The organism is Lentzea tibetensis, from assembly GCF_007845675.1.
GTDB classification, from domain to species: Bacteria; Actinomycetota; Actinomycetes; order Mycobacteriales; family Pseudonocardiaceae; genus Lentzea; species Lentzea tibetensis.
In genome coordinates, this window is sequence record NZ_VOBR01000004.1 from 308,287 (window position 1) to 327,672 (window position 19,386).

Annotated in this window: 14 protein-coding genes and 2 pseudogenes; 10 read left to right on the plus strand and 6 right to left on the minus strand. The window is 68.7% G+C overall.

The features are described 5' to 3' along the window. Positions 1 to 60 precede the first annotated feature (60 nt). From dnaK to FKR81_RS07850, 4 genes are read left to right on the plus strand one after another with little or no spacing between them, the layout of a single operon-like run. Positions 61 to 1,914: a molecular chaperone DnaK gene (gene dnaK, locus FKR81_RS07835; protein ID WP_146350250.1), complete on the plus strand. Its 1,854-nt coding sequence runs from the start codon at positions 61 to 63 to the stop codon at positions 1,912 to 1,914. Beyond that, complete coding sequence (gene grpE, locus FKR81_RS07840) at positions 1,911 to 2,540, plus strand: nucleotide exchange factor GrpE (RefSeq protein ID WP_146350251.1); 630 nt, start codon at positions 1,911 to 1,913, stop codon at positions 2,538 to 2,540. The genes dnaK and grpE overlap by 4 nt, the downstream gene beginning before the upstream one ends. A 19-nt stretch (positions 2,541 to 2,559) precedes the next feature. After that, the gene (gene dnaJ, locus FKR81_RS07845) at positions 2,560 to 3,732 is read left to right on the plus strand and encodes a molecular chaperone DnaJ (RefSeq protein WP_146350252.1); all 1,173 of its coding nucleotides are present in this window, start codon (positions 2,560 to 2,562) and stop codon (positions 3,730 to 3,732) included. 2 nt (positions 3,733 to 3,734) lie between these two features. Next, positions 3,735 to 4,163 (plus strand): heat shock protein transcriptional repressor HspR, encoded by a 429-nt coding sequence (locus tag FKR81_RS07850; RefSeq protein ID WP_146350253.1) that lies wholly within the window; start codon positions 3,735 to 3,737, stop codon positions 4,161 to 4,163. A gap of 324 nt (positions 4,164 to 4,487) precedes the next feature. Here FKR81_RS07850 and FKR81_RS07855 read toward each other — a convergent pair whose 3' ends face one another. Together FKR81_RS07855 and FKR81_RS07860 are read right to left on the minus strand one after the other, a co-directional pair. Further along, a complete protein-coding gene (locus FKR81_RS07855) occupies positions 4,488 to 5,111 on the minus strand; it encodes a class I SAM-dependent DNA methyltransferase (RefSeq protein ID WP_146350254.1) in 624 nt (207 codons plus the stop codon). Continuing rightward, on the minus strand, positions 5,111 to 6,214 hold the full coding sequence (locus tag FKR81_RS07860) for an FAD-binding oxidoreductase (protein WP_146350416.1): 1,104 nt from the start codon (positions 6,212 to 6,214) through the stop codon (positions 5,111 to 5,113). Before FKR81_RS07860 ends, FKR81_RS07855 begins: the two co-directional genes overlap by 1 nt. A gap of 456 nt (positions 6,215 to 6,670) precedes the next feature. Here FKR81_RS07860 and FKR81_RS07865 point away from each other — a divergent pair, with 456 nt between their 5' ends. Further along, positions 6,671 to 7,126, plus strand: a complete 456-nt coding sequence (locus FKR81_RS07865) for a pyridoxamine 5'-phosphate oxidase family protein (RefSeq protein WP_328593132.1) — start codon at positions 6,671 to 6,673, stop codon at positions 7,124 to 7,126. A 70-nt stretch (positions 7,127 to 7,196) separates the two neighbouring features. Further along, positions 7,197 to 8,417, plus strand: a pseudogene (locus FKR81_RS07870) (MFS transporter); the annotation flags it as partial. 332 nt (positions 8,418 to 8,749) lie between these two features. On the opposite strand, the pseudogene FKR81_RS44895 reads toward FKR81_RS07870, so the two are convergent. Next, positions 8,750 to 8,902 (minus strand): annotated as a pseudogene (locus FKR81_RS44895) (VOC family protein); the annotation flags it as partial. A gap of 144 nt (positions 8,903 to 9,046) precedes the next feature. On the opposite strand from FKR81_RS44895, the gene FKR81_RS07880 reads away from it, so the two are divergent. Together FKR81_RS07880 and FKR81_RS07885 are read left to right on the plus strand one after the other, a co-directional pair. Then, complete coding sequence (locus FKR81_RS07880; RefSeq protein WP_146350256.1) at positions 9,047 to 9,607, plus strand: hypothetical protein; 561 nt, start codon at positions 9,047 to 9,049, stop codon at positions 9,605 to 9,607. Positions 9,608 to 9,672: 65 nt separating this feature from the next. After that, positions 9,673 to 10,881 (plus strand): helix-turn-helix domain-containing protein, encoded by a 1,209-nt coding sequence (locus FKR81_RS07885; protein WP_268891543.1) that lies wholly within the window; start codon positions 9,673 to 9,675, stop codon positions 10,879 to 10,881. 147 nt (positions 10,882 to 11,028) lie between these two features. Here the strand turns inward: FKR81_RS07885 and FKR81_RS07890 are convergent, their stop codons facing one another. Continuing rightward, positions 11,029 to 11,409 (minus strand): VOC family protein, encoded by a 381-nt coding sequence (locus tag FKR81_RS07890; protein WP_146350258.1) that lies wholly within the window; start codon positions 11,407 to 11,409, stop codon positions 11,029 to 11,031. 58 nt (positions 11,410 to 11,467) lie between these two features. Between FKR81_RS07890 and FKR81_RS07895 the strand changes: the two genes are divergently transcribed. Continuing rightward, the gene (locus FKR81_RS07895) at positions 11,468 to 12,823 is read left to right on the plus strand and encodes a chondroitinase-B domain-containing protein (protein WP_146350259.1); all 1,356 of its coding nucleotides are present in this window, start codon (positions 11,468 to 11,470) and stop codon (positions 12,821 to 12,823) included. Here the strand turns inward: FKR81_RS07895 and FKR81_RS07900 are convergent. Continuing rightward, the gene (locus FKR81_RS07900; protein ID WP_146350260.1) at positions 12,792 to 15,434 is read right to left on the minus strand and encodes an ATP-binding protein; all 2,643 of its coding nucleotides are present in this window, start codon (positions 15,432 to 15,434) and stop codon (positions 12,792 to 12,794) included. The genes FKR81_RS07895 and FKR81_RS07900 overlap by 32 nt on opposite strands. A 126-nt stretch (positions 15,435 to 15,560) precedes the next feature. Here FKR81_RS07900 and clpB point away from each other — a divergent pair, with 126 nt between their 5' ends. Next, complete coding sequence (clpB, locus tag FKR81_RS07905; RefSeq protein WP_146350261.1) at positions 15,561 to 18,161, plus strand: ATP-dependent chaperone ClpB; 2,601 nt, start codon at positions 15,561 to 15,563, stop codon at positions 18,159 to 18,161. On the opposite strand, the gene FKR81_RS07910 is transcribed toward clpB, so the two are convergent. After that, positions 18,136 to 19,299, minus strand: a complete 1,164-nt coding sequence (locus FKR81_RS07910; RefSeq protein ID WP_146350262.1) for a cytochrome P450 — start codon at positions 19,297 to 19,299, stop codon at positions 18,136 to 18,138. The genes clpB and FKR81_RS07910 overlap by 26 nt on opposite strands. Between the last annotated feature and the right edge of the window lie 87 nt (positions 19,300 to 19,386).

The window sequence follows — 19,386 nt, forward strand, 5'->3', positions numbered from 1 at the left end:
GGGTGGCCTGGCAAACTTGAGCCAGCACCACTCAACAAGTACTAGCGAAGGGAACTCCAAATGGCGCGTGCAGTCGGCATCGACCTGGGGACGACCAACTCCGTCGTCGCCGTCCTCGAGGGCGGTGAGCCGACGGTCATCGCCAACTCGGAGGGCTCTCGGACGACCCCGTCCATCGTGGCGTTCGCCAAGAACGGCGAGGTCCTCGTCGGTCAGCCCGCGAAGAACCAGGCTGTCACCAACGTCGACCGCACCATCCGGTCCGTCAAGCGCCACATCGGCACGAACTGGCAGACGGACCAGATCGACGACAAGAAGTACACCTCGCAGGAGATCAGCGCCCGCGTGCTGCAGAAGCTCAAGCGCGACGCGGAGGCCTACCTCGGCGAGGAGATCACCGACGCGGTGATCACCGTCCCCGCCTACTTCGAGGACGCGCAGCGCCAGGCGACCAAGGAGGCCGGCCAGATCGCGGGCCTCAACGTCCTGCGCATCGTCAACGAGCCCACCTCCGCCGCGCTGGCCTACGGCCTCGACAAGGGCGAGAAGGAGCAGACCATCCTGGTCTTCGACCTCGGTGGCGGCACGTTCGACGTCTCGCTGCTCGAGCTCGGTGACGGTGTCGTCGAGGTCCGCGCGACCTCCGGTGACAACCACCTCGGTGGCGACGACTGGGACCAGCGCATCGTCGACTGGCTGGTCGAGCGCTTCAAGTCCGCCAACGGCATCGACCTGACCAAGGACAAGATGGCGCTGCAGCGGATCCGCGAGGCCGCTGAGAAGGCGAAGATCGAGCTCTCCAGCTCGACGAACGCCAGCATCAACCTGCCGTACATCACGGTCGACTCGGACAAGAACCCGCTGTTCCTGGACGAGACGCTGTCCCGCGCCGAGTTCCAGCGCATCACGAACGACCTGCTCGAGCGCACCCGCGCGCCGTTCAACAACGTGATCAAGGACGCCGGCGTCTCCGTCGGCGACATCGACCACGTCGTGCTCGTCGGTGGCTCGACCCGCATGCCCGCCGTCGCGGAGCTCGTCAAGGAGCTGACCGGCGGCCGCGAGCCCAACAAGGGCGTGAACCCGGACGAGGTCGTCGCCGTCGGCGCCGCACTGCAGGCCGGTGTCCTCAAGGGTGAGGTCAAGGACGTCCTGCTGCTGGACGTCACCCCGCTGTCCCTCGGCATCGAGACCAAGGGCGGCATCATGACCAAGCTGATCGAGCGCAACACCACGATCCCGACGAAGCGCTCCGAGATCTTCACGACCGCTGACGACAACCAGCCGTCCGTGCAGATCCAGGTCTTCCAGGGCGAGCGCGAGATCGCGGCGCACAACAAGAAGCTCGGCATGTTCGAGCTGACCGGCCTGCCCCCGGCCCCGCGCGGCCTGCCGCAGATCGAGGTCACCTTCGACATCGACGCGAACGGCATCGTCCACGTCGGCGCCAAGGACCTGGGCACCGGCAAGGAGCAGTCGATGACGATCACCGGTGGCTCCGCGCTGCCGAAGGACGACATCGACCGCATGGTCAAGGACGCCGAGGCGCACGCCGAGGAGGACAAGCGCCGCCGCGAGGAGGCCGAGGTCCGCAACCAGGCCGAGACCCTCGTCTACCAGACCGAGAAGGTCGTCAAGGAGAACGAGGACAAGCTCCCGGCCGACGTCAAGGACAAGGTCAACGCCGCGATCGCCGAGGCCAACGAGGCGCTCAAGGGCACCGACATCGCCGCGATCAAGACCGCGGTCGAGAAGCTCGCCACCGAGTCCCAGTCCATCGGCCAGGCGCTCTACGCGAACGCCCCCGGTGCCGCCGAGACCCCCGGTGCCGCCGGCGCCGGTGAGGCAGGAGCGGACGCCAAGGCCGACGACGTCGTGGACGCCGAGATCGTCGACGAGGACGAGAAGAAGTGACCGAACCGAGGCATGCAGCTCCGGACGACGAGCAGCCTCACCTCGTGGTCAACGACCGGCGCCGGATCGACCCCGAGACGGGGGAGCTCCGGCGCGCGGAGCCGGAGCCCGAGGTGACCGAGGTCGTCGTCGAGGAACCAGTGGTCGTGGTGCGGGACGACGTCGCCGCCGAGCTGAAGTCCCAGCTCGACGAGCGCACGGCGGACCTGCAGCGGCTCACCGCCGAGTACGCGAACTACCGCAAGCGGGTGGAACGCGACCGGGAAGCGGTGATCAACTCCGCCAAGGCGCAGGTGGCTTCCGAGCTCCTGCCCGTTTTGGACGACATCGAGCGAGCCGCTGCACACGGCGACCTCACCGGTGCGTTCAAGGCAGTGGCGGACAAGTTCGTCAGCACGTTGCAGAAGGCCGGCCTCGAGCCGTTCGCGCACGAGGGCGAGGCGTTCGACCCCGCGGTCCACCAGGCGGTGCAGCACAGCACCTCCCCGGACGTCGCAGGGCCGACCGTCACCGCCGTGCTGCGGCGCGGCTACCGGTTCGGTGAGCGGTTGGTCAGGCCCGCGATGGTGGCCGTGACCGACCACGAGCCGGCGCCGGCCGAGCCTTCCGCAACCGAGGAAAACTGAGAGAGGAGGAGACGTCCGCATGAGTTCGAGGGACTGGATCGAAAAGGACTTCTACTGCGAGCTGGGCGTCTCCTCCGACGCTTCCGCGGACGAGATCAAGAAGGCGTATCGCAAGCTCGCCCGCGAGCTGCACCCCGACGCGAATCCGGGCGACGCCAAGGCCGAGGCGCGGTTCAAGTCCGTGTCCGAGGCCTACGGCGTGCTGAACGACCCGGCCAAGCGCAAGCAGTACGACGAGGCCCGCCGCCTGTTCGCGGGCGGCGGCGGCTTCCCCGGCGCGGGCGGGTTCGGCCAGGGCGGCTTCGACATGAACGACCTGTTCGGCCGCGCCGCGCAACAGGGCGGCGCGCAGGGCGGTATGGGCGGCCTCGGCGACCTGCTCGGCGGCCTGTTCAACCGCCGCGGCGGCACCGCGTCGTCCGCGGCCCGCCCGCGCCGCGGCGACGACGTCGAGACCGACGTCCGCATCGACTTCACCGAGGCCGTGCAGGGCGCGACCGTTCCGCTGCGCCTGTCGTCGCCCGCGGCGTGCGGCACGTGCCACGGTTCCGGCGCGAAGCCCGGCACCACGCCGCACACCTGCGCGACGTGCAGCGGCTCGGGCCTGGTGACCCGCAGCCAGGGCGCGTTCGCGTTCAGCGAGCCGTGCCGCGACTGCCGCGGCACCGGCAAGATCATCGACGACCCGTGCCCCGAGTGCGGCGGCGAGGGCGTCAGCACCAAGACCCGCAAGCTCACCGTCCGCATCCCGGCGGGCGTCGACGACGGCCAGCGCATCCGCCTGGCGGGCCAGGGCGAACCGGGCCGCAACGGCGCACCCTCGGGCGACCTGTTCGTCCGCGTGCACGTCAACCCGCACCCGGTGTTCGGCCGCAACGGCAACAACCTCACCATCACCGTCCCGGTCACCTACCCCGAGCTGACGCTCGGCACGACGTTGACCGTGCCGACCCTCGACGGCAAGGTGACCTTGAAGGTGCCCGCGGGAACGACCAGCGGGCGCGTGCTGCGCGCCCGCGGCAAGGGCATCACGCGCCGGGACGGTTCCTCGGGCGATCTGCTGATCACCCTGGAGGTCGCGGTGCCGCAGAACCTGGACGGCAAGGCCCGCGACGCACTCGCGGCCTACGCCGAGGCCACCGCCGACCACGACCCCCGCGCCGACCTGAACGCCCTGCTCGAGGGGAGGTAGCCGTGAGCTTCCCGTTCCCGCCCGGCACCAACGAGGACACCCCGTTCTTCGTGATCTCGGTGGCAGCGCAGCTCTCCGGCCTGCACGCCCAGACCCTGCGGTCCTACGACCGTCTGGGCCTGGTCTCGCCAGGGCGCACCTCCGGCGGCGGCCGCCGCTACTCGATGCGCGACATCGTCCTGCTCCGCGAGGTCCAGCGCCTCTCCCAGGAGGACGGCGTCAACCTGGCGGGCATCAAGCGCATCATCGAACTCGAGAACGAGGTCGACGCCCTGCGCGCCAAGGTCGTCGAGCTGACCGAGGAACTGGCTCACGCCCTGGCGGTGGCCGAGCAGACCGCCGCCACCGTGCACGCCTCCTACCGCCGTGACCTGGTGCCGCTGCGCCAGGAGACCGCGCTCGTCGTCTGGAAGCCCAAGCCTCGCAAGTAACCCAGTCGGGTGAACCGTGTCCCGATTCGGCTTGTTCGGCGCTCCCGTGAATACGGAAATCGCGGGCGGCGGAGCGGGGATGGCGGATGGCTCGAGTGGTGAGGCGGACCGGGCAGGGCGTTGCGGCGGAGTGGTGCCGAGGCCGAAGCAGTTGGCGGCGTTGGGTGCAGCGGTGACGCGTGACGCGGGCACGACGCGGCAGGCGTGACGCGGGCGCGGCAGGTCGCGCGTGATGCGCGGGCGCTCGCGCGTGTGCGGGTGGTGCGGGGCGCGGGCGCAGGCGAGGCACGGCAGGCCTGCCCACGCGCGTGATGTCCCGCGGCGCTACCCCTTGCGGAACAACAGATGCGCGGTCGGCGTCGCGATCTTCTCGTCGGGCGCGCACAACATCCGGGCCACCTCGACGAACCCGGCATCAACGAGCATCGGCACGACGAACTCGGGCGACAACGCCTGGAACACCAGCGAAATCTCGTGCCCGAACGCCGACGTCAGGTGCTTGGGCTCATCGCGAACCTGAAACCCCAGCAGCACGTGCCCGCCGGGCGCCAGCACGCGGTGGAACTCGGCGAACACGCCCGGCAGGTGCACGGGCGGGATGTTGATGATCGAGTACCACGCCACCAGCCCGGCCAGGCCGGCGTCCGGCAGGTCCAGCGCGGTCATCGAGCCCACGGTGAAGCGCAGATCGGGGTGCTGCCGGGAGGCGACGGCCACCATCTCCGGCGACAGGTCGATGCCGGACACGTCCAGCCCGAGCGAGCTGAGGTGCGCGGTCGTGCATCCGGGGCCGCTGCCGACCTCGACGACTGGGCCGTCGACGAGTTCGGCGAACGCGGCGAACAAAGCGCGCCACAGCGGCATGCCTTCGAGCTCTCCGGCGTACATCTCCGCATACCCGACAGCCGCGGTGTCCCAGCCCGCTCGTGTCGTGTCCAGGAAATCCATCAGTCCAGTGTGAAGGGGTCGTACTTGATCTTGTCGAGAGGCGTGCCCGCGACCAGCATGCGCGACACCGTCGAACGGATCATGGCCGGCGAGCCGCACACGAGCACGTCCCGCTCCTCCCACGCGCCGTACCGCGTCACGACGTCGGCCAGCGTGCCCTGTTCGACCCCGCGGGCACCGGGGTCGGACTCCAGCACCGGTACGACCGTCAGCCACGGGTTGGTGGTGGCGATCCGCTGCAGGTTGTCCAGGTCGTAGAGGTCCTCGCGTGTTCGTCCGCCGTAGAACAGGTGCACGCGCGGGTTCTCGCCGAACTGCGCCATCTCGTCGATGATCGCGTGCATCGGTGCGACACCGGTGCCGCCCGCGACCATCAGGATGTCGGTGCCCGCGGTCCGGTCGACCGACAGGCGGCCCATCGGCGGGCCGATGCGCCACGTGTCACCGGCCTGCGTGTGGCCGACGACCGAGCGCGACACCCAGCCGCCGTCGACGGAGCGCACGTGGAACTCGATGATCCCGTCCTCGCGCGGTGCGTTGGCGGGTGAGTAGTAACGCCACAGGCGCTTGCGCTGCGGTGTCTCGACCGAGACGTACTGACCGGCGCGGTAGGACACCGGGTGGTCGGGCTGCAGGCGCACGACCGCGAGGTCCCACGAGACGCGCTGGTGCTCCAGCACCGTCGCGTGCCAGTAGGCGGGGCCGTTGTCGGCCTCGGCGGCCTCCTGCATGGCGCGGGCCATGATCGTGTAGGCCTCGGCCCAGGCCATCTCGACCTTCGGCGTCCACGAGGCGCCCGCGAACTTCTTGACCGCCGACAGCAGGGCGGTGCCGACGGCTTCGTAGTGGGCGCTGACCACACCGAACTTGCGGTGGTCGCGGCCGAGTTGGCGGAGGAAGGGGATGAGGTCGTCCGGGCGGTCCACCATCTGCACCACGTGCACGAGGGCGCGCAGCAGGCGGCTGCGCTGCACCTCCATGTTCGCGGGGAACATCTCGCGGGTGGCGGGCGACAGGGAGAAGAGCATGCCGTAGAAGAACTTCGCTACCTCTTCAGCATGCGGCTCCACCACCGCGAAGCTCTCCCGGATCATGCGCACCATTGCGGTGACACCGGGTGGCGGCTCGCGGTGTGGCGGGGTCGGGATGGGGCTCAGCACAGCGTTCGCAGTCATGGTCCGCGCGCAGTCTCCACGTTCTGATTGGCGCCAGCAAGGCGCGATAGTCCTCGTCAAGCATCCGTCCCCCGACAGGGTGGACAGTAACCCGTCGAACAGGCCTGTGGGTCCTTGATGCCACCTTCGAGTGCAGTCTGGTTACGCTCCGCAGTTGGTTGTTCCCGCAACTGGTTGATTATGCGATGCGAGAAGTACCTTGATCGAGCCTTGCGTGCGACGCTCACGCGTGTGTCCCCGTCTGACCTGACTGCCACCACCTCACCCGACTGCGCCGTCCGACCCGGTTCGCTGGGCGAGCATTTCCTCCAATCTGCCTTTAATACGGAGGAGCGCGCCACAAAGTTCTACGCGGACCAGGTTCTGGATCGGCTCAACCCGGCGATGGCCACCTTCATCCGCAGGATGGAGCTGGCGTTCATCTCCACAGCCGACGCGGACGGGGAGTGCGACGCGACCTTGAGATCGGGGCAACCGGGGTTCATCCAGGTGCTGGACGACCGGCGCGTGGCCTACCCGGAGTACCGCGGCAACGGCGTCATGGCGAGCCTCGGCAACATCAAGGAGAACCCGCACGTCGGCATGCTCATGGTCGACTTCACGCGGGACCTCATCGGGCTGCACGTGAACGGACGTGCGCGCATCGTCGAGGCCGCCGAGTTCACCGGCCGGGCGGACCCGAAGGCCGAGCGGTGGGTCGTCGTCGAGATTCAGGAGGCGTACATCCACTGCCGCAAGCACATCCCGCGCATGGTGGCCGTCGACCGGACCCGCGACTGGGGCACGGACGACGTCAAGCGCAAGGGTGGCGACTACTTCGGGGTGAAGGCCGACCGGTAAGTGACCCACAACAAGTTGCCCTAGCTAACTATCTCCGGATATAGTTGTTTCACACGAACTAACCGGAGGTGTGTGCTTGAACAGGCATCGGGAGATCCGCGAGGCGCTGTCGGGCCTCTGGGTCGCCCTGCTGGTCGCGATCCTGAGCTCGACGATCGTCGCCAACGCGCTCCCGACGATCCTGGCTGAGCTGGGCGGTACCCAGACCCAGTACACCTGGGTGATCACCGCGATGCTCCTGGCTTCCACGGCGAGCACGCCGATCTGGGGCAAGCTGTCCGACCTGTTCAGCAAGAAGCTCCTGATGCAGGTCAGCATCACGATCTTCACGATCGGCTCGGTGCTCGCCGGCTTCAGCCAGGACATGACCCAGCTGATCGCGTTCCGCACGGTCCAGGGCCTCGGCATGGGCGGCGTCCAGGCGCTGGCCCAGGTGATCGTCGGCGCGATGATCAGCCCGCGGGAACGGGGTCGCTACAGCGGCTACACCGGCATGGTCATCGCCGCGGGCACCGTGGGCGGCCCGCTGGTGGGCGGCTTCCTGGTCGACTCGCCGTGGCTGGGCTGGCGCTGGTGCTTCTTCGTCTGCGTCCCGCTCTCGATCGGCGCGCTCACCATCCTCGCGCGCACCCTGCACCTCCCGACCACCAAGCGGCACGTCAAGATCGACTACCTGGGCGCCACGCTCATCACCGGCGCCGTCAGCCTCTTGCTCCTCTGGGTCAGCTTCGCGGGCAAGGACTTCGCCTGGATGTCTGCCAAGAGCCTCGGCTACGTCACGGCTGCGGCCGCGCTGCTCGTGCTCGCCTACTTCGTCGAACGCCGGGCCAGCTCACCGGTCATCCCGCTGCACCTGTTCCGCAACCGCGCGGTGCTGCTCGCGATGCTCGGCGGCATCGCGGTCGGCACGGCCATGTTCGGCGCGAGCGTGTTCATGGGGCAGTACTTCCAGATCTCCCGCGGCTTCTCGCCGACGAAGGCGGGTCTGCTGACCGTGCCGCTGGTGCTCGGGCTGAGCATCTCGTCGACGGTGTCCGGCCAGCTGATCTCCAAGCACGGCAGGTGGAAGGGCTACCTGGTCACCGGCGCGTTCTCGCTGGTCGTCGGACTCGCGCTGCTCGGCACGATCGACCACCGCACGAACCTCGTGCTGATGGGCGGCTACCTGCTGCTGGTGGGCGTCGGGGTCGGGTTGACGATGCAGAACCTCGTGCTGGCCGTGCAGAACGGCGTCAGCCTGTCCGACCTGGGCGTCGCCAGCTCGACCGCGACGTTCCTCCGCTCGCTCGGCGGGACGGCCGGCGTCTCCGTGCTCGGCGCGATCCTCGCGAGCCACGTGAGCACGAAGACGCTCGGCTCTCTGACCGCCGAGGTGCGCGACGACTACGGCGACGCGATGGGCGAGCTCTTCCTCATCGCCGCCGGCCTGGCCGTGCTCACCGTCATCGCGGTCCTGTTGATCAAGGAGTCACCACTCCGGACGTCGGTCGATGTCACCCAGCCGGGGGCTGGTGCACGCACAGTGGACACTGAGCTTGCTTCACCTGTGGATGCCGAACTGCGGATTGTGGACAACTCCGCAACCGCTGTGGACAAGCTGTTGGTACGTGTGGGTGACGGTAATCAGGAGGTCGCGGCGCGTTCGGCTGCGCTGCGCAAGATGCAGAACTCGTTGCCCTCCGGGTCCGCCATCACGACCCAGCCCGTGCCGTCGGGCTTGCGCTGGTCGTCCACGACGGTCGCGCCGAGCGCCAGCACCCGTTCGACCTCCTGATCGTGCACCCTGATCGTGATCGAGGAGACGATCGAGCGTGTCTGCCGGCGACAATCAACTCGTGCGGCGCGCCGAGTTGACGAGTGACATTCGTCAGAATATGCTCATCGACTATGTCACTCCCTAGTGATGGCGAGCGTCGACAGTTGGACGTCATCGCCCTCGACCTTCGCGAGGCGGTTGAGGAGCGCGGGTACCGGGTCGATGTTGCACTCGAAGCAGATTCATCTTTCGGTAGCGGTGCAACACGGAGCGCGCTGCTGCGCGATATGGTCCTGGACGCTATCGGCAGCGCTGCGAGTCAGGTCAGCCTCAGCTTCAACCCTGTGAACGGCAGTGGGCGCGAACTGATTGGAGAGCGACACCGCTACCGGGTGCGCAAGGCGCACCGAGACGCAAGCGAGAGCTTCGTCGTCACAGTGTCGACCGAGTCCAGCCTCGGCGTGGTGGAGGAGGAGAGTCTCTTCCCTCTGGAGTCGTGGGTGTTCGGCTGGGTCCCCGGCGACGACGGCTTGATCGCGGACGTCTTTGTCGCCGAAATCTACGGCATCGAACCTGGGAGTCCTGGGCGGCTCTTGCTCGGGCGCCCGTTGCTGCTCGGTGGTGGAAGTCCCTTTGGCGGCGGCTTCACACCGTCTGACGAAGGTCTGGACCTTGATGTGGACGACGAGGACATGGGCGACGCTCGGGACGATCTTGGAGCGTGACAAACTCGGCCTCGTTAGTCATCGTGATCAAGAGGGGATGATTCACCGTGGTGTCGCAGGCACTCGTGGGACAGCGCATCCGACGGTTGCGGCACGTGTCGGGCCTAGGGCAAGACGATTTCGCCAAGAGGGTCGGAATCGCTTCGGGTTCGGTATCAAAGTTGGAGAACGGCCGCATGTCGATACCCGGTGATGTTCTATCGGGCATTGGTGAGGTGCTGGGGTGTACGCCAAACTTCCTGACTTCGGCCGTGGAGCTAGCTCCGACGACGCGACCGTGGTTGCGGGCCTATGCTGACGCACCTAAGCGCACTGTCGATCAGATTGTTGATGATTGCACCACGGCGATGGAAGCCATCGTCGGGCTGGATCTGAAGCTCCTGCAAGATTCAATTCCCCATTTCACGGGCGATCTCATGGATCAGTCTGCGATCGAGGAATTCGCCATGGAAGTTCGTGTTGCGGCTGGACTTGGTGAAGGTGATGTAGTCGGCAACTCGATTCGTGCTGCAGAACGGCTAGGTTGCGTTGTTCTACCGATGTCTGATGAAGTGGGACGTCATATTGGGCTTTCGGTGCGTGCTAATCGCATCGGCATGATCTGTCTAGGGCGTTTGACCTCTGACGGAGTACCGGTTCCGGGAGATCGGCAGCGATGGACAGTTGCCCACGAACTCGGTCATCTAGCTCTTCACATGAGTCAGAGCGCTCCAACGAGCGCCGAGGAAGCAAGTCAGATCGAGAAGCAAGCAAACGCATTCGCAGGTGCTTTTCTTGCTCCTGGAGATGCAATGCTCGAAGCGCTTGAACGTCTCGGTGGGCGAGTGACCCTGCAGACCCTCGCTCGAATCAAGGAACACTGGGGGATCTCAATCAAGGCCTTGGTGACCCGCTTCCGGAGCCTTGGTGTGATCGATGCTGACCATGCGCGCAGCCTGTTCAAGCAGATATCCGCACGAGGTTGGAACAAAAAGGAACCAGTACCGGTTGGTACTGAGCAGGCAATTTGGTTCATTAAGGCAATCGAAAAGGCCATGCGTGGCACAATTGACCCTGTTGCGAGCGCTGCGCACATTGTAGGGCTTGATCGCGGGCATTTGGACCGTTGGACCAACTGGTCCCCTCCAGTCCCAGCGGAACTCGCCGACGTGGTTACATCGACATTTGGTGAGCGATCAACAACTACTCAGGCGCCACGATCCAAGGCCGCAGTCGTATCGATGCTTTCCTCGCATCGGAGTCGCACCAAGATGCGGCCCAAACCAGCCACGTGACCAAGGGTGAAACCGCGGTTTACCCCGGCTAAGCGGAGGACCGCGAAGCTTGTGACCCGTTCGGGGCATTTGCGCCATCAGGCGTGAATCAGCTGTGCACCGCGCCACCTTTGGAATGGAAGTGAAGCGGCGCACGGCTGACGGTAATCAGGAGGTCGCGGCGCGTTCGGCTGCGCTGCGCAAGATGCAGAACTCGTTGCCCTCCGGGTCCGCCATCACGACCCAGCCCGTGCCGTCGGGCTTGCGCTGGTCGTCCACGACGGTCGCGCCGAGCGCCAGCACCCGTTCGACCTCCTGATCACGGGGAACCAGCGGCTGCAGGTCGAGGTGGAGGCGGTTCTTCACCGTCTTGCGCTCCGGCACCTCGATGAACAGCAGTGGCGGGCCGGCCGGCATCGCGATCAGCACCTCGGGGTCGCCGGGGTGGTCGTCGTCGGCGAGCGGCTTGTCGAGCACCTCGCTCCACCAGGTGCCGAGTTCGTAGGCGTTCGAGCAGTCGATCGTGAAGCTGTGGATCTCAGACGTCATGAGCCTGATCATGCGCTAGCCTGGCCGCACCGCCACCTCTTTTGTGAGAGGGCGTGACATGAGGCTGTTGGCAGCCGCGATCCTCGCAAGTCTCCTCATCCCCGGTACCGCACAGGCAGGCCGTTGCACGGCCGTGTCGACGGACGCCGCACTCGCCGCCGAAACCGCGAAACCCGGCAACTGCGTGATCGCCGAGAACGGGACGTACACCGCGCTGACGATCGCCGCGGAAGGCGTGCACCTCAAGGCGCGCAAGCGCTTGGGCGCGGGCTTCGCCGCGGGCACGGTCATCGTCACCGGCTCGAACGTGACGGTGGAGGGCTTCACCTTCACCGGCAGCGCGAACTTCCGCCTGGCGGACACGGTCGGCTCGCGGATCACCCGCAGCAAGTTCACCTCGTCGGCCGCCGAGTACGTGCAGCTGCACGGGCAGAAGGGCGACCGGAACCGGGTCGACCACAACGAGATGGGCCCGAAGGCGCAGATGGGCCACATGATCCAGATAGGCAAGAACCCGTACACGCCGACGCGCACGCGGGTCGACCACAACTACCTGCACGACCTCGCGGACGGCATCCAGGGCGGCGAGGCGCTGCGGGTCGGCGGCTTCGGCCCGCCCGGCGACTACTTCCACGCGCTCACCGTGTTCGAGTACAACCTGATCGTCCGCTGCAACGGCGACCAGGAGGTCCTGTCGCTCAAGAGCTCGGCGAACGTCTTCCGCTACAACACCGTGCGCGCGTCCACCGGCGAGATCAACATCAGGGCCGGTCAGTCCAACGAGATCTACGGCAACTTCATCTTCGCGGACGGCGTGAAGGCCGCGCACGGCATCCGGCTCAGCGAGGACGACCACAAGATCTACAACAACTACGTGGAGACCGTCGAGGACGCCTTCCTGCTGTTCCCCGGCGACGAGAAGCCGGGCAACCCGCCGCCGGGCGTGCCGCCGTCGGGCCCGTTCACCGGGCACGCGCAGGTGCGCAACGCGCTCGTCGCGGGCAACACGTTCATCACCACCGGGCGCGCCGTCGACTTCGGCGGTGGTGTGAAGCCGCCGGACAACCTGACGTTCGTCAACAACCTGGTCCACGCGGGCGGGCTGAACATCGGCAACGCGGCGACCGTCACCACGCCGACCTACCGGGGCAACCTGCTGTTCGGCGGCGAGCCGGGCGTCACGGGACCGGGCTTCCTGCAGGCCGACCCGAAGCTGGTGCGCAGGGACGGACTGCTCCGGCCTGGCTGGCACAGCCCGGCGCTGCGCGCGGGTGCATCCGGCTATCCGCGCGAGGACGTGCAGGGCCGCAAGCGCTTGTCCCCGCCGGACATCGGCGCGATCGAGGCGTCGGCGTGGTGGGCGCACCCGCGGCGGGCCCCGCTCACCACGGCTGAAGTCGGCCCCTGGTCCTGACCCACGCGGCACGCAGCACACCGGGCGCGTGCGAGCCGGCCGCCTCAGCGCACAGCCGGCTCGCCGCGGCCTCGTGCTCGTCGGCCGCACGTCCGTCCCCGGTCAGCCGGAGCACCTCGGCGAGCAGCATGAGGTCGTCGACCTCGTGCAGCCGCTGGCCGGTGCTCCGGTGCCGGTCGAGCGCGCGTGACACCGCTGTCCGCGCCTGTTCGTGGTCCTGCCGCGCGAGCGCGACGGCCGCCCGTGCGTGCAGCGCACGACCGGTGTGCCTGCCGACCTCGTACTTCTCGGTCAGCACGACCGCTTCCTCGGCGCAGCCGGCGGCCGCGTCCGGATCAGCGAGCGCCAGGTGGACGTCGGTGAGCACGACGAGGGTGCCGACCAGGTTGCCGATGTCCGAGAGGTCGCGGTAGAGGCGCAACGCCTGTTCGGCCAGGTCGAGCGCCTCCGCGGGGTTCGTGAAGACCTGCGCCTCGGCGAGCCCGCCGAGCGCGTTCGCGACCCGGCGGCGCGCGCCGAGCTGCTCGGTCTCCTCGAGCGCCAGCCGGAACAACGCCACCGCGCGGTCGGTGTCGCCCGCGCGCAGGAGCACCAGCCCGAGCGTGGTGAGGCAGTGCAGCCCGTCGGTGCGGTTGCCGCAGGCGCTGTGGATCTCGAGCGCCTCGTGCAGGTGGTCCTGCGCTCGTTCGAGACCTCCCAGGTCGAGATGCGCCCATCCCAGAATTTGCAGCCCCGATGCCCACTGCCGGGGTTCGGCGGGCGAGCAGAGCTCCATGCACCGCCGCGCGGTGTCGATGATCAGCTGCGGCGTGCCCAGCCGCAGCTGGGTGATCCCCAGGTTGCCCAACGCGATGATCTGGGTGGTGACGTTGCCGTCCTCGACGGCGATGGCGATGGCCCTTTCGAGTCGCCGCGCCGCCGCCAGGTTGGCGCCCTTGTCGCCGAGGCAGAGGCTGATCAGGGTGGACGTGATGCCCGGCCGGTCGTCGAGCTGCTCGAACAGCGCCAACGCCCGGTCGTGGTGATCGGTCGACTCGTCGATCCTGCCGAGCGCGTACGTCGCGAGCCCGAGGTTGCGGTGCATGGCGGCTCGCAGCCGGGGGTCGCCGTCGCGTTCGGCCGCCGCCAGCCCCGTCTCGCCCGCGCGAATCCAGTCCGTCAGATCCTGCGTCAGCCAGAAGCAGCCCCGCAGCGCGTCGACCAGGTGGGCGCACGCCGCGTCGAAGCCGTTGCCGCCCGCCCACGTGACGGCACCCATCAGGTTCTGGTGCTCGTCCGCCAACCAGGCCGACGCGCTCTTCCCGTCGGGGAACGCCGGTGCGTCCGCCGCACGAGGCCGCGGCAGCCGCTTGAACGTCGGCGACAGCGCGGTGCCCGCCGCGTCGACGGCGGCGGTCTGGTGGTCGAGCCAGCGGGCGAGCGCGGCGTCCTGGTCCGCTCTGCTGTCCTCGGCCGCGGACCGGGCGGCCGCGAACACGTGCACGAGGTCGTGCACCCGGTACCGGCCGGGTTGGTGCAGCGTGACGAAGTGCGTGTCGGACAACGTGGCCAGCGGCCGGGACGCGGGTGCCCCGAGCAGCGCGGACGCGGCTTCGACCGTGACGTCGGCGATCGGCGCGCACCCGATGCACCGCAGCAATGTGCGCGCTCCCGCGGGCAGCCTGTCGTACGCGAGGTCCAGCGCGGCCGCCGTCCGGTCCGCGGTGGAGCGAGCCAGCTCCGCCACGGCATCGGCGATCAGCCGGTCCGGCGTGGCCGCGAGCTCGCCCGCGACGACCCGCAGCGCCAGCGGCAGGTGGCCGCACGCCCACGCCAGCTCGTCGGCGGCCTCCGGCTCCGCGTCGACCCGGCTCGCGCCGAGCAGGTGCTTGAGCAGCAGCTGCGACTCGTGGACCTCGAGCAGGCCCAGGTGGATGTGGCTGACGTCCGGCAGCGAGCCGAGCGGGTCGCGGCTGGTGATCACGACGGCGTTCTCGTGCGGTGCGACCAGCAGCGGCAGGACCTGGTCGGCACGTGCGGCGTTGTCGAGCACGACCAGCACGCGCCGTCTGGCGAGCAGCGACCGGAACAGCGTCGCGCGGGCCTGCACCGCGTCCGGGACCATGGCCGGCGGCACGCCCAGCGCGTGCAGGGAGAGCTTCAGCGCGTCCGCGGCGCTGAGCGGCTCACCGTTGTCGTAGCCGTGCAGGTTCAGGTACAGCTGGCCACCGGGGAAGGCGCTGCGGAACCGGTTCGCCCAGTGCACGGCGAGCGCCGTCTTGCCGACGCCGGCCTGCCCGGTGATCACCGTGGCCCCGGTGGGCGCGTCCAGCCGCTCCAGCAGCTCGGTGCGCCCGACGAAGTGCGCGACGTCCGCGGGCAGCTGGTCCAGCACCGGGATCTCGTCGTCCTGGATCTCGTCGTGCAGCCGCCGCAGCCGGGCGCTCGGCGCGCGGCCGCTGTCGAGCGCCAGCCTGGCCTGCAGCCGGTGGAAGGCGTCCAGCGCCTCCCTGCGCTGCCCGAGCCGCTGGTAGGTCCGCATCAGCTGTTCGACGGGCCGCTCGTCCAGCGGGAAGCGCTTGATCAATGCCGTCAGTTCCCGCACGGCTTCCCGGTGGTGGCCGTCCGACATCGGGTAAGGATATGGGAACCGAGAGTCACCTCGGTCACTTCTTCATAGTTGAGTGGAACTGACTCAACTTTTCTGACGTTGTGCGGGATGACGGTGCTTGCGCAAGGCTGACCACGAGGTGGAGGAATGGACGCTTTCAACCCGACGACGAAGACCCAGCAGGCCGTGTCGGCCGCGGTGCAGGCGGCGACGGTCGGCGGGCACCCGGACGTCAGCTCCGTGCACCTGCTCAGCGCGCTGCTCGCCCAGACCGACGGGCTGACCGCGCCGCTGCTGTCCGCGGTCGGCGCTGATCCCACGCTCGTGCGCAAGGAGCTGGAGCAGCTGTCCCGGTCGTTGCCGAGCGCGTCCGGCACCACGGTCTCGGCTCCCCAGCTGTCCCGCGACGCCGCGCGCGTGCTGAGCAGGGCGCAGGAGCTCGCCACCGAGATGGGCGACGAGTACGTCTCGACCGAGCACCTGCTCGCCGGGCTCGCGCAGTACGGCGGCCAGGTGGCGGACCTGCTGCGCAGGCACGGCGCGACGCCGGAGGCGATCCGCGAGGCGTTCGTGCACGTCCGCGGTTCGGGCCGGGTGTCGTCGCCGGACCCAGAAGGCACCTTCCGCGCGCTGGACAAGTACGGCGTCGACCTCACCGAGCGGGCCCGCAAGGGCGAGCTCGACCCGGTGATCGGCAGGGACGCGGAGATCCGCCGCGTCGTGCAGGTGCTGTCCCGGCGCACCAAGAACAACCCGGTCCTCATCGGCGAGCCCGGCGTCGGCAAGACCGCCATCGTCGAGGGCCTCGCGCAGCGCGTCGTCGCGGGTGACGTGCCGGAGTCGTTGCGCGGCAAGAAGGTCGTCTCGCTCGACCTCGGCTCGATGGTCGCGGGCGCCAAGTACCGCGGCGAGTTCGAGGAGCGGCTGAAGGCCGTGCTCAAGGAGATCACCGACTCCGCGGGCCAGGTCATCACGTTCATCGACGAGCTGCACACGATCGTCGGTGCGGGCGCCACGGGCGAGAGCGCGATGGACGCCGGCAACATGATCAAGCCGATGCTCGCCCGCGGCGAGCTGCGGATGGTCGGCGCGACGACGCTGGACGAGTACCGCGAGCGCATCGAGAAGGACCCGGCGCTGGAGCGGCGGTTCCAGCAGGTGCTGGTCGGCGAGCCGAGCGTCGAGGACACCGTCGGCATCCTGCGCGGCCTCAAGGAGCGCTACGAGGTGCACCACGGCGTGCGCATCACCGACGCCGCGCTGGTCGCCGCCGCGACGCTGTCCGACCGCTACATCACCGCGCGCTTCCTGCCGGACAAGGCGATCGACCTCGTCGACGAGGCCGCGTCCCGGCTGCGCATGGAGATCGACTCGCGGCCGGTGGAGATCGACACGGTGGAACGCGCCGTGCGCCGCCTCGAGATCGAGGAGATGGCGCTGGCGAAGGAGTCCGACCCGGCGTCGATGCAACGGCTGACGGCGTTGCGCCAGGAGCTGGCGGAGAAGCGCGAGACGCTGTCCGGGCTGACCGCGCGCTGGCAGAACGAGAAGGGCTCGATCGACAAGGTCCGCGTGCTGAAGGGACAGCTGGAGTCGCTGCGCGGCGAGTCGGAACGCGCCGAGCGCGACGGCGACCTCGGCCGTGCCGCCGAGCTGCGCTACGGCCGGATTCCCGCGCTGGAGAAGGAGCTCGAGGTCGCCACCCAGTCCACTCAGGACGATTCGGTGATGCTGAAGGAGGAGGTCGGCCCGGACGACGTCGCGGACGTCGTGTCGGCGTGGACCGGCATCCCGGCAGGCAGGCTGCTGGAGGGCGAGACCGTCAAACTGCTGCGCATGGAGGACGAGCTGGCCCGCCGCGTCATCGGGCAGGCCGAGGCCGTGCGCGTGGTGTCGGACGCGGTGCGCCGGTCGCGCGCCGGTGTCGCGGACCCGGACCGGCCGACCGGCTCGTTCCTGTTCCTCGGCCCGACCGGCGTCGGCAAGACCGAGCTGGCGAAGGCGCTGGCGGAGTTCCTGTTCGACGACGAGCGGGCGATGATCCGCATCGACATGAGCGAGTACTCCGAGAAGCACTCGGTCGCGCGGCTGCTCGGCGCGCCTCCCGGCTACGTCGGCTACGACCAGGGCGGCCAGCTCACCGAGTCCGTCCGGCGCAGGCCGTACTCGGTCGTGCTGCTGGACGAGGTGGAGAAGGCGCACCCGGACGTGTTCGACGTGCTGCTCCAGGTGCTGGACGACGGTCGTCTCACCGACGGCCAGGGCCGAACGGTCGACTTCCGCAACACCATCCTGGTGCTGACGTCGAACCTCGGCTCGCTGGCCATCGCCGACCCGTCGCTCGACGAGCTGGAGCGCCGCGACGCCGTGATGGCCGTGGTGCAGCGGCACTTCAAGCCCGAGTTCCTCAACCGGCTCGACGACGTCGTGGTGTTCCACTCGCTCGCGACCGAGGAGCTGACGTCCATCGTGGACATCCAGATCGAGCGGCTCGGCAAGCGCCTGTCCGCGCGGAGGCTGACGCTGGACGTCACGCCGTCCGCGCGGGACTGGTTGGCGCTCAACGGTTTCGACCCCGTCTACGGGGCGCGGCCGTTGCGCAGGCTGGTGCAGTCCTCGATCGGCGACCAGCTCGCGAAGGAGCTGCTCGCCGGCGAGGTCCGCGACGGCGACACGGTCAGGGTCGACGTGCTCGACGACAACTCGGGCCTGATCGTGGGTGCTACCAGGTCACCGGCAACGCCGTGAGCGTGCGGCCTGCCCTGCGTTCGTCGTAGGGCAGGTCGTCCGTCGCCAGTGCGAGGTTCGGGAAGCGCCGGAACAACGTCGTGAGCGCGGTCCGGATCTCCAGCCTGGCCAGGTGGGCGCCGAGGCAGAAGTGCGGCCCGTGGCCGAGCGCGGTGTGCGGCGCGGGTCCGTCCCGCCGGATGTCCAGCTGGTGCGGCTCCGGGTAGACGGAAGGGTCGCGATTCGCGGCCGCGATGATCGGCAGCACCGCCGCGCCCTTCGGGATCTCGACGCCCTCCAGCACCACGTCCTCCGTGGTGACCCTCGGCAGCAGCGCGCTCGTGAGGCGGGCGAAGCGCAGCAGCTCCTCGACCGCCTTGCCGATCAGCGACGGGTCGTCGCGCAGCAGCTGGAGCTGGTCGGGGTGGCGCAGCAGCGTCGCGGTGAAGCTGCCGATCTGGTTGACCGTCGTCTCGTGTCCCGCCGAGAGCAGCATCTGCAGGTTCGACGCCATCTCGTCGTTCGTGAGGTGGCCTTCCGCGTCGTTGACCCGCACCAGCTCCGAGATCAGCGCGCCGTCCGGCTCGTGCCGCTTCACCTCGGCCTGCTCCAGCAGGTACGCCTGGATCTCCCGCTCGGCCGTCTTGAGCTCGTCCGGCGGCAGCGTGACGCTCATCAGCGTCTGCGACCAGACGTGGATCTTCTGCCGGTCGGTGTACGGCACGCCGAGCAACTCGCAGATGACCATGATCGGCAACGGCCTGGTGAGACCTTGCACGAGGTCGGCGGGCGACTCGAGCGCGTCGAGCAGTTCGTCGACGATGGACTGGACCCGCGGCGCGAGCCCGTCGACCATGCGCGGGCTGAACGTCTGCGCCATCAGCTTGCGCACCCGGTTGTGCCGCGGCGGGTCGAGGCTCGTGAGCACCAGCGGGTTCGACGCGGACGGGATGTAGACCGGCCCGCCCGGTTTCGTGGCCTCCTCGCGGCTGAACCGGTTGTCGGTCAGCACCTGGCGGACGGCGTGGTAGCTGAGCGCGAGGTGGATCTCGGTCGGGCCCATCCGAGCGAGCACGACCGGCCCCTGCTCCAGCAGCCGGAGTGCTTCGGGATCTTCGTCGAGGGTGTGCGGTGTGGTGAAGGGGAAGGTGGCGGTCATGTCAGCACAACGGACCGCGTGCCGATCGCGTTCGCCTCACCTGCGCGATACCGCCGAAAAGCACCAATGGGGTACCGCGGCGTCTCC

Coding starts and splice junctions, on each gene's coding strand:
- FKR81_RS07910 (WP_146350262.1), bottom strand. CDS start 19,299: ATGACCGCCACCTTCCCCTTCACCACACCGCACACCCTCGACGAAGAT.
- FKR81_RS07855 (WP_146350254.1), bottom strand. CDS start 5,111: ATGGATTTCCTGGACACGACACGAGCGGGCTGGGACACCGCGGCTGTC.
- dnaK (WP_146350250.1), top strand. CDS start 61: ATGGCGCGTGCAGTCGGCATCGACCTGGGGACGACCAACTCCGTCGTC.
- FKR81_RS07860 (WP_146350416.1), bottom strand. CDS start 6,214: ATGGTGCGCATGATCCGGGAGAGCTTCGCGGTGGTGGAGCCGCATGCT.
- FKR81_RS07895 (WP_146350259.1), top strand. CDS start 11,468: ATGAGGCTGTTGGCAGCCGCGATCCTCGCAAGTCTCCTCATCCCCGGT.
- dnaJ (WP_146350252.1), top strand. CDS start 2,560: ATGAGTTCGAGGGACTGGATCGAAAAGGACTTCTACTGCGAGCTGGGC.
- FKR81_RS07900 (WP_146350260.1), bottom strand. CDS start 15,434: ATGTCGGACGGCCACCACCGGGAAGCCGTGCGGGAACTGACGGCATTG.
- clpB (WP_146350261.1), top strand. CDS start 15,561: ATGGACGCTTTCAACCCGACGACGAAGACCCAGCAGGCCGTGTCGGCC.
- FKR81_RS07865 (WP_328593132.1), top strand. CDS start 6,671: ATGGCCACCTTCATCCGCAGGATGGAGCTGGCGTTCATCTCCACAGCC.
- FKR81_RS07890 (WP_146350258.1), bottom strand. CDS start 11,409: ATGACGTCTGAGATCCACAGCTTCACGATCGACTGCTCGAACGCCTAC.